This is a genomic window from Chryseobacterium sp. JV274, from assembly GCF_903969135.1.
GTDB lineage: Bacteria > Bacteroidota > Bacteroidia > Flavobacteriales > Weeksellaceae > Chryseobacterium.
Genome location: NZ_LR824569.1, coordinates 1,262,434 through 1,277,244 on the forward strand (window position 1 = coordinate 1,262,434; position 14,811 = coordinate 1,277,244).

12 protein-coding genes are annotated in these 14,811 nt (G+C 34.0%); all 12 read right to left on the minus strand.

The annotated features are described in order from the left end of the window. Positions 1-10: 10 nt before the first annotated feature. Entirely contained in the window at positions 11-853 is an 843-nt protein-coding gene (locus tag CHRYMOREF3P_RS05815; RefSeq protein WP_077418697.1) for a hypothetical protein, read from the minus strand. A gap of 251 nt (positions 854-1,104) precedes the next feature. Further along, positions 1,105-1,545: a lysozyme gene (locus CHRYMOREF3P_RS05820; protein WP_180564094.1), complete on the minus strand. Its 441-nt coding sequence runs from the start codon at positions 1,543-1,545 to the stop codon at positions 1,105-1,107. After that, entirely contained in the window at positions 1,542-2,111 is a 570-nt protein-coding gene (locus tag CHRYMOREF3P_RS05825; protein WP_077418695.1) for a hypothetical protein, read from the minus strand. Before CHRYMOREF3P_RS05825 ends, CHRYMOREF3P_RS05820 begins: the two co-directional genes overlap by 4 nt. A gap of 87 nt (positions 2,112-2,198) precedes the next feature. Further along, positions 2,199-3,533, minus strand: a complete 1,335-nt coding sequence (locus tag CHRYMOREF3P_RS05830) for an ATP-binding protein (protein ID WP_077418694.1) — start codon at positions 3,531-3,533, stop codon at positions 2,199-2,201. 158 nt (positions 3,534-3,691) lie between these two features. Further along, positions 3,692-3,814: a hypothetical protein gene (locus tag CHRYMOREF3P_RS24240; protein WP_262484622.1), complete on the minus strand. Its 123-nt coding sequence runs from the start codon at positions 3,812-3,814 to the stop codon at positions 3,692-3,694. Positions 3,815-4,179: 365 nt separating this feature from the next. After that, complete coding sequence (locus CHRYMOREF3P_RS05835) at positions 4,180-4,917, minus strand: hypothetical protein (RefSeq protein WP_077418693.1); 738 nt, start codon at positions 4,915-4,917, stop codon at positions 4,180-4,182. Positions 4,918-5,671: 754 nt separating this feature from the next. Then, complete coding sequence (locus CHRYMOREF3P_RS05840; protein ID WP_180564095.1) at positions 5,672-6,562, minus strand: hypothetical protein; 891 nt, start codon at positions 6,560-6,562, stop codon at positions 5,672-5,674. 288 nt (positions 6,563-6,850) lie between these two features. Further along, complete coding sequence (locus tag CHRYMOREF3P_RS05845) at positions 6,851-7,708, minus strand: hypothetical protein (protein WP_180564096.1); 858 nt, start codon at positions 7,706-7,708, stop codon at positions 6,851-6,853. A 404-nt stretch (positions 7,709-8,112) separates the two neighbouring features. Then, positions 8,113-8,523 (minus strand): 5-fold beta-flower protein, encoded by a 411-nt coding sequence (locus CHRYMOREF3P_RS05850; protein ID WP_180564097.1) that lies wholly within the window; start codon positions 8,521-8,523, stop codon positions 8,113-8,115. 354 nt (positions 8,524-8,877) lie between these two features. Beyond that, complete coding sequence (locus CHRYMOREF3P_RS05855) at positions 8,878-9,513, minus strand: hypothetical protein (RefSeq protein WP_180564098.1); 636 nt, start codon at positions 9,511-9,513, stop codon at positions 8,878-8,880. Positions 9,514-9,734: 221 nt separating this feature from the next. Beyond that, the gene (locus CHRYMOREF3P_RS05860; RefSeq protein WP_180564099.1) at positions 9,735-10,376 is read right to left on the minus strand and encodes a hypothetical protein; all 642 of its coding nucleotides are present in this window, start codon (positions 10,374-10,376) and stop codon (positions 9,735-9,737) included. Positions 10,377-10,380: 4 nt separating this feature from the next. Continuing rightward, positions 10,381-14,586 (minus strand): hypothetical protein, encoded by a 4,206-nt coding sequence (locus CHRYMOREF3P_RS05865; RefSeq protein WP_180564100.1) that lies wholly within the window; start codon positions 14,584-14,586, stop codon positions 10,381-10,383. Positions 14,587-14,811 lie beyond the last annotated feature (225 nt).

The following is a 14,811-nucleotide window of genomic DNA, read 5'->3' on the forward strand; positions in this document are numbered from 1 at the left end:
TTTTTATTTTTTATGGTTTAACTTTTAAAATGAGAATATTGATTGGATTAACGATGTCGCCAAACATGTTAATCTTTATGGTTTGGTTGGTAGCGTAATCGTCAATATTTATTTTTTTCCCCGTAACACTGTCCCGGGCCTGGATGATTACATTTTCCGTTTCAAGGGTATTAGGAAACTCTGTACTTCCTGTGACCTGTACCACTGCACTTGTAGCTGTTTGTGAAATCAGCAAAACCTTATCATAGACTTGCTTATTAAATTCCTGTTGATTTTTCGGGCTGCCTAGCCCATCGTAGTCAAGTAACAGCTTTACTTTATCTTCCCTTGATTCTCCTATTGGAATAGCTTTTAAAGCTTCAATATCGTCACGGTTTTTTTTTATGAAGTTTACTATTTCCTGAAGTTCATCTAAAGACAAATCATTGGATAATAATATATTCCTAATATTTTCTATCTTCAGGGCTAAGTCTTTATCAGCATCTTTCAATGCATCAACAAAACCATCTACCTGTATTTTAGTATATGCATTACCCAATTGATCAGAACTGTCAATGGTAGCAGCATTGCTTAATCCAAGTTTACTTTTCCAGCTATTAACATGAGCTGAAGTCAGGTTGCCTGCATTCAGTAAAGCCAAATATTCTGAATGAGCATTTGGGTCTTTTAAATGTGCTTGAAATGCTTCCGCACTGGCAAATAATTGAAAAATTTCTTCAAACCCTTCAATGCCTTGCATAGGGATTAAGTCATCTTTGTGATAAAAAGATAAAAATGTGTCTTTAAACTGGGTTTCTGTTGGAAAATCTCCAGTTTCAAACCAACTGAAAATTGTATGTAATGGTGTACTCATTTGATAATTGATAATTAGTTTTGATAAAATTGATAATTGGGGAAAGGCCTAAAGATTATTTCTATTGCGCGGCATTTTAAGGGGAGCGAAGAAAACCATATCGTTGCAGATGAAGCTATATGGTATGCATTTACTTAGAAAGAATCAATGAAGCTGATTCCACTTTTGCTATCTCTGAAATCACCTGACTTTGAGATTTATTTCCAATGATAATATAGGGTTTAAAGTCCCCACTATTAGGTGGGAATTGCTTATTTAGAAAAGAACAGATCAGCCTCAGCCTTTCTTCTGCGGATGAGTCCGTTTAACGTTTTTCCGGCAGCAGTAATGTATTTCTCGGTAAACCAATTTCTGATTGTTTTCTCATCTGCCTTTTTATTAATCAAAGAAAACAGAGTGTCAGATCCTCCTGTATTGTACGTGTGAGAGACAAGAGCATCAAATTGATTTTGAGTAAGAATCAATTTAATTTTACTGTTGACGATTTTTTCATACGTTGGTAAAACAGATGAAAATAGCTCTATTCCTTTTTCTTTGCTGATTGCAGGATCTTTCATGGTTACTTTCTTTCCTCCCGGATAGTACGTGTTACCATACCCAATTGTCGGAATTCCTGCAGAATCCAGATAAGGCTTAGCACTGAAACCTTCAAATGATACAATCAGGTTTATTCCTTTTTGTGATGTTTTCATTTCTTAAAATATTTATAGGTGAAAAAGATGAGTATTAAAGTGATTCCAATAATCGTAATGAAAATCCAGGCCAGGATTTCAAATCCATTTGATTGGATTTTCTTTGTTTCTTCAGAGACTTTTGAAGCTACTTCTTTGACCGTTTCTTTTGAACTCGTTTTCTGAGTTAAATCCTGAATAACATAGGTGATTTCTTCTTTTTTAACCTCTGATTTTTCATGGCTGGCCTTTGCATAATGGTTGCTGATGGAATATTCTGCATTTCCCACAATGGAAATACGCTGAATGGTATCCCTCCCTACTATGTTATGGAAAATAAGGGGATTGGATACATCAGATTTTCCTTTTATCAATAGATCTCCTGAGATTTCATTTCTCTCTTCCTTCAATGACACATCATCTGATATACTTTGAATTGATTGTGAGCTTTGTAAGCTTAAAGAATCAGCTTTTTCTGTTTCTGTTTCTTTTGTATTTTCTTTATAAGTGGTTGTAATTTTGTGTTTACTCCGGCAGCCCAACATGAGGCTGCTCAATATGATCAATAACAGAATTTTTGCTTTCATTGGTTTTAGTTTTAAAAATTGAACAGGCCTATAGCTCTGATTTCTTGAATTCTTCAATTCCGGAAAACCTGATTGGAATTCAAATTCTTACATAAATATTTTATCTTCTTTTACGTACTCTTTTTTAATGCTGTCCAGTAACATGTCTACACTTACTTTGTAGCCGGGTTCTTTTAATGCTATTGTTTTTAAACTCACATCCTGTATGATATTCATAATATTAGAACCGGTTAATTCATATCGTTTGGCAATTTGTTCCAGATCAATATCTTCAAGCTGTAATTGTTCCGGTACGTTTTGCTGCCAGATACGCAGACGCTCTTCATGCTTTGGATTATTGAATTGTATGCAGCTATGAAAGCGTCGCGTAAAGGCTTTATCCATATTATTTTTAAAGTTGGATGCCAGAATAATAAGTCCTGAAAATGTTTCTATGCGTTGCAGCAAATAAGAAACTTCCTGATTGGCATATTTGTCATGGGCATCTTTTACAGAGGTTCTTTTTCCGAAAATAGCATCTGCTTCATCAAAAAATAAAATCCAGTTTTTATTTTCTGCTTTGTCGAACAGTTTAGCTAATTGCTTTTCTGTTTCTCCGATATATTTTGAGACCAGCATAGAGACATCTACTCTGAAAACAGGACGTTTGGTGTATTTCCCTAAAAGACTGGCTGCAAGAGTTTTTCCGGTTCCCGGTTCTCCATAAAACAGTACTCTGAACCCTGGTTTAAGTTTTGTCTGCATGTCCCAATCTTCCATAAGAATCCTGCTGCTATGGTACCAGGCTTCAATACTTTTAAGCTCCTGCAGCGTAGTTTGAGGAAGTATTAAATCGGTCCATGATCGACGGGTATGTATTTGTTCTGCAGGAAAATCATTGCTCATTTTCGGCAATAAATCCAAGCCAAAAATGATTTTATTAAAAGCTTCTTCATGAATTCTTATCTGGCTGTTCTCATGAGCTGAACCTGAGAAAGCAATGAGTTCTTCTTTACTCAAAACCGAATTCGGGCCGAAATAATCCAGTGCTTTCAATCGTTCTGAGATACTATCCCCTCCTAAAATATATTGAGCGGTCTGAATTGTAGGATAAAAGAGCCTGCCACTATCATTGGTTGCACAGAAGTCAAACATCGCACTCCCTGGAAACTCCAAATAAATGCGTTTCAACAATGATGGATCCAATCGTGGTAATAAAGCCATTAAAAGAATCACAACTTCCTGATGGGCAAGCTCTTTCCCTGAAATATAATCTCCTAATTGAAAATTTTCATGGTTACTGGTATTAAATTCAGGGGCTTCTACATTAAAATCCTCTGATGGATTGTTTATACGCCATGTAATAACCTTTTCTAAATGAGTAAATAATTTTTGTAATTGTTCTGACTCCATTGGTTTTATGCTTTTAAAGATCTGGTGCATTGCTTCTTTTTTATTTTAAGATGCTTCCACCTGTCCTGTGGTTGATTTCAAGAAACCTCAACCGGAAAGTAGCTCACATTCGAGTGTCTCTCCACAACTGCCGAAGCAGCGGCTTTTGGAAAGTCGCTCCGTCATTGGAGTCCTGCTTTTTTAAAGAATCAATCTACGTCTGAAAGAGAACTGCAGATCCGAAGACCTGTCATTCCGCTTCCGGGAAGAGATTCTAATGCTTTTACATCAGAAAATTCCGGGATTCCAGACGCTAAGAGGTGTCCTGTCAATGAGAATCTCTCCGATTGAGGTATGTTTTATATTTTATATGATTTTAAATATCATGCAACACATCTCAAGGATGGTTACGTTGTATTTCGTAGTTTGCTTAAGAAAACCTCAACCGGAAAGTAGCTCACATTCGAGTGTCTCTCCACAACTGCCGAAGCAGCTGCTTTTGGAAAGTCGCTCCGTCATTGGAGTCCTGCTTTTTTAAAGAATCAATCTACGTCTGAAAGAGAACTGCAGATCCGAAGGCCTGTCATTCCGCTTCCGGGAAGAGATTCTAATGCTTTTACATAAGAAAATTCCGGGATTCCAGACGCTAAGAGGTGTCCTGCTAATGAGAATCTCTCCGATTGAGGTATGTTTGTGATTAATCAATAATGTAATTAACCAAATCGTTAAAGTCACGCCCTAAAATAATTTTTATATTAACGGGGTACGATGTATATTTTGTTCCGTTTATCTCAATTTCCAAAAACATCTGAATAAGAGAAAATGGTTTTCTATGATGAACTGTATGTCTGAATGAGCCCAGTCTGGTAAGTGTTCCCGATGGATAAAATTCATTAACCTCTGATCCAGGTCTGAAATAATTAACAGGATTAATGTCCAGAATCATTTCTTTAGATGTTACCGGATATTCGGACATTCTGCCCCAGGATATTGCGTCTAACAGCTGTTCCTTGTAAAAGCCTCCATCTTTCACTCCATCCTTAATCTTTTTTTTCTGTTTGTACCGTTTTATGATAATCTTAGGTTTGTATTTATCAATATCTAATTCGTTTGATAATTTTACCTTTAAATACTTATAACTTACACTTCTACTGAAAGCATGTGCATAATTATCTATTGGCTGTGGCTGGCTTCCATTTTCAGCTTCAAGGTTGATATGTCCTCGTCCTGATTTTTCAATATTTCCGGCTCTATAGAAATGATAGTATTTGGAGGTCCAGTCTGCTGATGCCTTTACATCCAGGCCGAAATTAAGCTCATTTAAATGAAGATAATTGTCTATGAATCGGCCAAACTGGCTTTCTGTAGGATATTTACCGGTTTCAAAGTAGGTTTTCAGCTCCTCTCTTGGGGTTAATATATTGTTTTCTTCCATGATATTTTAGTTTTCTTTATTTGCTTATATTCTTAGTATGCCTGCTTTCCGGAGCTGATATCCGTTGTGATGTACAGTTCAAAATTGATTCTTTTTTTGTTCTTATAAAAGTTTTTAGTCCTCTATATCCTGTAGTTGCAGCAACTTACATCTCACTCATAAACAAATAATTACACCTATACTCTACGGTTCTCGTTTCTTCATCTTTTGCAATACATTTCCACCTTCCGTTTTCACAGAATTTATTATTTGTTTTCAAAAAAACAGATGTGACAACCCTTCATTTCGTTTTCCGGATAAAATTCCAGTGGAAAAAGATTCCCGCTGCAGAACATCCTACCCAATTGAGGTTGTATTTTCAGTAATGAGAATGTAATGGGTTACTTCTCTGCCGTCTTGTAGATCTCAAGATCTTTTATATTCATAGGATACGGCTTGTTTTGTTACACAACAGTACTATTTATGTTGTGATGTACAGTTCAAAATTAATCACTTTTTTGTTCTCATAAAAGTTTTTTGCCCTATCTGTACTGTAGTTGCAGTAACTGTGTCTTTAGATCATTTCACAGGTGACATTTCTGTTTATTTCATCAGAAAACAGCTCATGAACAACTCAACTGGTTTGCTTTTTATTTTAAAAAATAGTCTGCTTTATTTTTACTGATCAGAACATTTTCTTTATGTCTTAAACTTTGCAGTTTATGCTCTTAACATCAATGATTTGACAGTTAAAAATCAGTACCTAGTCCCTTTTTTATTCCTGTAACTCTTTTTCAGCCTGGTTATTATTTTCAACAACAGAATAATTACATTCGATCCTAACATTTCTGACTTTTTCTACCTGGCCACCCCACCAACTCTCTTGACTTTGTCCGGCATACAAATACCCTGTCGCTACAAGAGTGTTAGTATCTGCATCATACAAATCACACCGTATGTTCTGGCTGCTTGTTTGAAGGTCCGCATTATAAGAAATGTACAGAAAGTCCCATGCATCATAATGATCGGTAACAGTATCTTCAGATCTTTCTTCATTACCCCAATATTGCGAGTATGCTTTATATTGAATAGGCACTTCAGTTTTGTTAAGAAACTTAATACTTGTATTTACAATATTTATTCTTGCTTTATTATCCATTTTGGAAATTTCGATGGGTAGTCTGGTATTCTTCAATTTTCCAAAGTCAAAACCATCAGGAAGTGTATGCAGATTGTTTCCAAATAATCTACGAATATAATAGCTTTCACTTAACTGATAACCAAAACTATAATACTCAGTTTCCCCTAAATTACCTTCTGATATATTTTTTATTTTAATCGTATAAGGAGCACTTCCAAATAAGTATTGTCTCACTACACCTACTTTTGTAGAATCTTTTATTGTGATCACCTGATCTTCTTCATCCGGTGAGGCCACAACAATCTGGATTTCCAAATTTCCCACGTTATTTGCAAAATAGTAAATAAACGCACTATCAATAGATGCCAAACAGTTAGCAAAGAGTAACATTTCTTTTTTGTTTAGAACATCTTCCCTGTGTCTTAAAGAATCAATCAGATCCGAAAATTGGTTTTGTGTAGGATGTTTACCTGTTTCAAAATAGGTTTTTAACTGGTCTCTTGTAGTTGGTTTATTTTCTTCCATAATACTTTACAATTCTTAGCGGCTTATGCTTAGAGCATAATTACCTTTGGTTTTCAATGATTATTAATGTTATGTTTTTAAAGTTTGGGACTCATCCTTTTCTTTATTCCTGTAATTTTTTTTGGACTGTTCTGCTCTGTAGTGGCAGTAAACTTAGTTTTTAAAGTCGAATGATGGGTACATGATTTCAAAACTCACACCCTTATTCTTAGATCCTTTTTGGCGAATTTGATTATGCCAATATAAATATTTCGTAATATTGATTACTCCTCAGATATTCCTGTCTGATTATTTTTCATTGATAGAATAATTACATTCGATTCTTACATTTCTGATTCCACTTATGTCACCACCATACCAGGCGTCCTGATTTTGTCCGGCATATAAGTAGCCTGTAGCTAGAAGACTATTTGTATCTTCATCAACAATAGTGCATTGTATAGATTGATTCAATTCTGTAAGGTCTGCCTTATAATTAAAGCTTAAATTATCAGCTATATCATAATGATCAGTAACAGAGTCTTCAGCTCTGAATCTCGAACTCCAGTTACTTCCACTTACCCTGTATTGTATAGGTACTTCAGTTTTATTAACAAACTTAATATTTGTATTTATAACATTTACCTTTCTTCCATAATCTTGTTTATAAATTTGTATGGGTAACCTTTTACCCTCCAGCAACCCTAAATCAAAACCTTCAGGAATTGTATTCAGGCCATTTCCAAACATTCTAAAAATTGTATAGCTTGGGCTTATTTCATATCTCAAAAGATAATATTCAGTTCCTTTTAATGTTTCTTCTGATATTTCCTTTACTTTAAAGGTATAAGGTGAGCTGCCTAATAAGAATTGCTTTTCCACAATGTTGTCAGTTTGTCTTACGGTTACCACCTGGTCTTCTTCATCCTGCGAGCTAATAGCAATCCGGAATTTTAAATTTCCAACAATGTTTGTAGAATAGTAAATGAATGCATTATCAATAAGTGCCAGACTATTGGCAAGGATCGCCTTTTCTTTATTGGTCAGGGCATCTTCTCTGTGTCTTAAAGAATCTATCAGTTCCGAAAATTGGCCCTGCGTTGGATGTTTACCGGTTTCAAAATAGGTTTTTAATTCTTTCCTTGGAGTTAATTCATTTTTTTCCATAATTTCACTATTCTTTGCTATTTATATTATTTATATGATTGTTTTTGAGATACTAGTTCGTATCATTGATATTAAGTCCAAAATTCATCTTTTTTTGATTCCTGTAAAAGTTTTGGGACCTTCCGATTCTGTAGTTGCAGTACCTGTTATTTTGTAAAACTGAATGGCTTGCTTCTTAAATTTCAAAGCTCAAAATTCATTCTTTTTTTATTCCTGTGAAAGTTTTTTGGCCTTCCGGTTCTGTAGTTGCAGTATCCTTTTTTCCGAATAATTAAATAACAGTTTCTGCATTTCTGTTTAGTAAACCTGTTCTGTATCTATAATAAAAAAGGCTCGGATCTTATGATCCGAGCTTTTTTTCAACTTATATGGTAACGCTAGTTTCTTTTTCGCAGAGCTGATAATTAATCCAGCCTAAAGAAGAAATACACTACAGCTGCCCACTCTTTTTTGACTCCTTTTGCATATCCTATAGTGCCGTGGCTGCTGTTTTCTACCGTTCCATCATCTTTGATGTAACCAATAGTGGAATGACTGCTGTTTTCTACAGTACCATTACTTTTTACATAGCCAACGGTAAAATGACTTTTGTTTTCAATAGTTCCATCACTTTTGATATAACCAATTGTGCCGTGGCTTTTATTTTCAATCGTACCATCATTTTTAATATATCCCACAGTGGAATGACTGCTGTTTTCTATGGTTCCATCACTTTTGATATATCCAGTGGTGCTGTGACTTCCGGATTCTATAGTCTGGGCACTTACAGCGGAAAGACTGAACAGAAGGGAGCAAAAGAATAGTATTTTTTTCATATTCAATATTTTAATGAATTATTAATTTGGTTTATTTGATGTATTCAAAAGTATTGATTATTCTTTTATGTTGGATGTTATCCCATTAAATCTGAACTTATTTTTTGAGAATATCCAGTTTTATTGAAAGAAAAAACGAAGCTTTTAAATTTTGTCTTTAAAAAGATTATAAAATTGTAATTAATCAATTAATCCTCAATAATTTATGTCCCTCTTGCTGCCACATACAATCACACGAAAAGACTCATGCAGCAGCAAGAGAAATATCTTATTTTCACTATAACAAGAAAGCCGTTTTATTAGATCATAAAACGGCTTTCTTTAAAATTTATGTCAAATTGTATAATATGTATATTAAATGTTTTTTTCTGCTTCTTCTATATTATATACAATTCTATTATCCTCGCTTATTAAAGGAATAAAAATATCTTTGTATTTATTAAAAGTATTTTTGTCATAATATACCATAACCGGAAACAGCTGACTTGCCTGATAATATCTTTTATTTTCTAATGCAGCATGTATTGCCTGTTCTATTTCTTTTAAAAGTGGGCTGCAATTCTTTTTTAAAAGAAAATCTTTTAGATTGGATTCAAAAAATTTATCCCCATAAATGCTCAAAAAATGTTTAATATATGGATAAAGCTCCTGCTCGGTCTTTCCATTTAATGCAGCAATATATAAGGCATTTGTAATTACATCATATACATTGTCCTCATTGTGGAGTCTATGAGGTTCAAAATTTTCCTTTTCATCCCATTTTTCAGAAATGAACCGATCAAGTTGTTTAAATCCTTCAGGTATTGCCCACGCAAGTAAAATAAGCATGGCTTGATAAGCAATATATTGATTGTCATTATGAAGAAGCAATTTTAATTGTTCAACTCTGTCCGGATCTATTTTTTCAAGGAGTTGTACTTCGTTTAAATCATATCCTTCGTTTCCTTCTTCGTTATAGTGATAAAGGAGTTCGTTTATTTGGTTATTCATTTTATTATTAATTATTTTTAAATACTAACGTGGGAACTGTTGACTCATTAATTATTTTTTTGATTGATAATAGTTTATAATGTTATCCATAGTTGATTAATCTTCATATAACTTGTTCATTTGTTAAGTATTGAAGAAATATTTTACCTTTTTATCCGTCAAACTTCCAATTACAAACATTAATTGAATTTTTTATTTTGTAATAGAAACATGACATATTTTTATTTATTTCCTATAGTTTGGGTAAAAATAATATTACCTTTTTCATCTTTTTTTCGGCTAATATTATATAAATCACTATCAGCAAAATAAGGTAATATTTTTTCTTTTATAAACACTGGTACTTTCATATATTTTTCCAAATCTTCTGTACGGGTTTGACTAATAGTTTCATATCCTCTATGTTCTTCTAAGTCATTTAATTCATCTATTTTTTTAGCTTCCTGTTGATAAATTTCATATTCTTCTTCAGTAATAAAAAAGACAATACTTTTATCCGTAAATTCTGATTCTGAATCAGATTGAACTATTGCATTTTTAACTTCTGGTTCTATTATTCTCACTGTTCCCGCCCATTCATTATAAGGCAACACAATATATGATTCTCCATAAAGTAATCCTATGCATATATCTTTTGCTAATTGCATTGAGCGATAATCAAAATGAGGAGGCCATGATTCATATATATTTTCAATTTTTGGTAAAAATAAAATTTCTGGAAAATGGAGACCTAAAGTTAGTTTGAAAATACCTTGCATTTTTTCTTGTCCAAAATCTTCCGCATAGAAGTGTAAATCATCTTGTTCATTTGTACTATCTGAATAATATAAGATATAATTAAACTCTTTTTTATAATTTTTCATAATTCTAATATTTATATTTTTGTTCTAATTTTATAATTTCATCATATATAGAACCAATATTACTTTTAAGTCCAATAATTCTTGATTCCATACCATATTTAGGATTTCCTAAACTTTTGACAAATTGGCTACGATATTCAGTAACACCCATTTTAGTCTGTTCCATTAAAACTTCTGGAATTTTTATACCAGCAGATTTTAAATCTTGTAATCTCTTTAAATCAATCAGCCTATTATGATATTCCATGGCACTCCAAATTTTAGAATTACCATCATAAGTTTTTACAAAACTGCCATTGTCTCGATAAAATCCTTTTTCAGTAGCCAACTTTATCCCCTCATTTTCTAATTTCATTAACTGCTTTACATGCCCATACTCATGTATAGCTGTTTCATAATCCATACCTTTTAACAAAGTAACTTCTTTTTCAAAATGTAAAAATTCTCCTTTTTTATTAGTAATCTCTACGACTTTTACATGTGGGTCAATTTTTATATTGCCAAAGTCCTGTTCTATAATAGTTACTTTGTATCCCAACTCTTCCATTTCACCTACTAAATTCTTAAAGTTAGGATGTAACTCCATTTGGACCGTACCGGTAGCTATGGTTTGTTCTGTTGCAGCTAATCCTGGTTTTGGCCCATAATTAGTATCTCTCCAATGACCACTTTCATTTATCCATTGTGCTTCTTGATTAGCTAGTGGTCCTAAACTCTCATCAAATGTACGGTTTTGTGTTGAGCTAATTTTATTATTTTGTTCCTTACTTTTTAGTCCATATGTTTTTTTATTCCCTAATGTGTGAGGATCTTCTTTTGGCAAAATATTTTTAGAGATATTATTTTTAGTCGATTTCACATTAAAATACTCAGCAGGAATTTCACCTTTAATTAAAATCTCTTTGTCTCTGACACTATTGTTAAGATCTCTTACCGCATCATCTACTCTTTTTTGATTTTTAGGCGTTGGACTTTCTTCAAATCTTTTCTCCGCCTGATCTATTTTAGCCTGTAGTTCCGCTTGTACCTTTTCAGGTCTCAATACCTCTACCTCACTTATTTTACCTGCGGCGATATCAGCTTCCAGCCTTTTGATATCAACTTCAATCACATTGTCTCCGTAGGTTTTGCCTATACCAGGACCTTCATCTGAGAAAGAAGTATAAGGACTCTTACTTTTCATAGGTTCGCTTCCTCTTACGTGATCAGAAACAGTAGCACTTCCGTTTTTGTCTGCAGGAGTTAAGTTTCCTTCTTCATTAATGTGAGATTTTATCCTTCCTTCTTTTGAACCTGCAGGAGAATAAGGTCTGTTATCTTGTCTGAATATGCTTTCTTCATATACATTTTCCTGCACTGGAGCAGGTTTTACATCTTCTTCCTTAATATTGGATTTTGCATTACTTCTTTCATTTCTTACAGGCTGTTCATGCATTCTGTCAGGAACAGTCTGTTCTTCAAAAGGAAGTTGATTCAGGTTACGGTTTGGCGTTGTCGTAGTCTTTTTCTTGAAAGGTTCAGTAACCCAATCTTTTGCTTTTTTATACGCTGCTTTAAAATTTTGGCCCGCTTTAATCCATGTATCTTTTTTGAAAACAGAGGTTATTCTTCTAGGTATAGAAACAATACTTGCTTTTATTCCATTTCTTGCGGTAATGAACATTCGTTTACCAAAAGTTTTCGGGTTTCTTTTTGCCAGATCTTTTATGGAAGCTCCTCCTTTTTTCGAGGCTTTCCCACCTATCATCGCCAAAATGGCCATACCAGAATTAGCAATGTCGCTTTTTAACTCGCCAGAGTTTTTAAATAAAACTTCAGCCGTTTTTGCCGTATGTACGTCATAAATATTTTTAATTCCGTTGAGTATATTCAACCCTAATGCTATGGCACCAATCCAGAATGTGATGGTTCCCATTGTTATTGTAGCTCCTCCCAACCAGGCAGCTAATGGTGCTAAACCACCTAAAGTGAAAATTGATCCTACAGCTGCCGCTAGTGTTAATATACCCAATATCCCTGTAATTACACCAGCTATGACAAGTACTTTATTGGCTATTCCGGCTGCTTTTTGAAGAATCATTCCTACCGGGTCTTCTGAGAATCCTTTCCAACTTGTCAAATCGTCCCAGATACCTCTTATAGATCCTGAAATAGCCTCCACCCATGCTTTTGGACTAAAGATCGATTCAATAAATTTACCTACATCGGTCCAGGTAATGGAGGTGACGTCATTCCAAATATCTGAAAAGGCAATAGATATAGACATCCATAATCTTTTTAAACCGGTAATTCTATTCAGATTTTTGGTTACTAAGTTTAATGATTTCTGTAAAGCATCTTTACGTTTGTTATTAAAGACCTCTATTTGAGAATTTCTGATGCTTTCAACATTTTGGTCGATTAAGCTTTGATGCTCAGACTGATCACTGTCATAATTAGCATTTACTTCTTCAAATTTATCTCTTAGTAAATTTTGTTTATCCGGGCTTAGTTGTCTTAGGAAAGCTACTTGTTCATCTTGCGTTTTCAATTGTGTAAAATCAACTAATAAACGCTCTGCCTCATTAAGTTCTTTTGGTGTTTGTTGAATTTTATCTTTTTCTTTTTGTATCAAACTATTTCGTCCCTCAACTTTAGACATATTGGCATAATAAGCATTTTGAGTTTTAATCACTTCATGCTCAATAATGTAAGAATCCAATAACAATGCATTTGCTTCCTGATTTAATTTCTTACTTTGCGATTCTACCTGTTTTAGTCTTGGGTTAAGTTGTCCTAACTCTCTTTTTGCTTCTTTATTCTTTTTAGTATCTGCTGCAAGTTTAGCTTTTGACTTTAGTATCGACGCTCTGGAAGACATTATTTCGCTCTGTATCCTTGTATTCTTACCTTTGGCTTGCTGAGCTTCCTGAGATAATTTCTGAGTTGTATTTCCTGCCTGAGATACTGCTTGATTGATCGTACCAGCGTTAGTACTTAATTCATTTAATTTTCTGGTAAGGTTTCCGGAATCAGCATTTTTAGGATCTTGATGTTTTTGAGATCCACCGAGTAAACTTTTTGCTTCGTTATTGAAATCACTTGCTTTGGTCTTATTTTTATTATATTCCTGCTGATATATTCCTACCTCCTGTTCTACCTTTTGTTGTCTTTTTACTGAGGTCTCTAATCCTTTTTCTAATTTATGGATGAGAGCTTCTTTACTTTCTATGCTATCTTCTGATTTTTGTAAATCATCGTCTGATTTCTGAATTTCTTTTTCAACCTCTTTAATTTTATTTTTTAGTGTTTTAGCTGCTTCATTTTGAGATTTTACCTGATCCCTAGCTTCTACTCCCTGATCCCTAAACTCCTGTGCAGCCGCAACAAGCCCCACAATGTTGATTGTCGCCTGTGCATCTGGAGCTATTTCAGCTTGCTCACTATCAAAAGCTTTATCCATTCTTGGAGTAACAACGGATTGAATATCATCAGGAATGACGACTTTTGTTTCTTTTTCTCCTTTAGTTTTTGAATTTAATTTTTTATTATTAGATTTTTTGTCATCTATAGCCTTTTCTGGGCGAGGCACTTCACTTTTATCAGCACCCTTTTTTGAGCTATTGCTATTAACTTCGGATGAAATTGGTTTAATTGGAGGTATTTTAATCTCAACCGATTTCTCTTTTGGTTTCTGATCTATAACAGGTTTTGAGGCTTCAGATTGGCTGCTAATGTTTTTTAATGCTTCTTTTTCTCCTTCTTTTGGCGTTTTTACAGAAGTTTCCGGATTTTTAACTATCTGACGAACTGCTGTCTGCTCCCCTGACGTCTTTGGTACATAATTTTCCGATTTAATATTATTATAATCTTGTACTTGATTGACATTCAAGGTTGCCATATATCCTTTCTTCATCTTTTGAGTATCAGGATGGTTGATATCGCCGGTTTTGATTAAACTCTCCTGAAATCTTTTATGCATTATTTCTGCACCTTGGTCGTAAACAGTTTGTGAGCCGGGAACGGCTGCAATAGTACCATCTAAACCGAGTCTGTTACTATCAGGATTTGCTGATCCAATTTTAGTGGATGAGTCTCCAGATTTTTGTGTCTGTATATTTGCCACTTGCACCTCAGACAGAGGTACAGCCACCCGATCTTTCTGCTTTTGCTTTTTGCTCTGGTTTTTATTGGCCTTATTGTCTTTTTCTACAGGTTTTGCTGCTTTCATTGACTTAGTTTTTTTAATTTCATATTGTTTTAAAAGACCTATAGGCACAACCAAAATATTGTGCCTTATAGGGTGCCTGCCGGGTTAGAAAAATCATACCGGATGAGGTAGATTCTTTAAGAATTTAAGTAAATAGAAATGGTATTTGACTTTGAGAAACAGGCAACACTGAACCATTTCCTGGTTTGTTCTCTTGTTTTTGAATTTTCAGGTTTTTTAAAATTT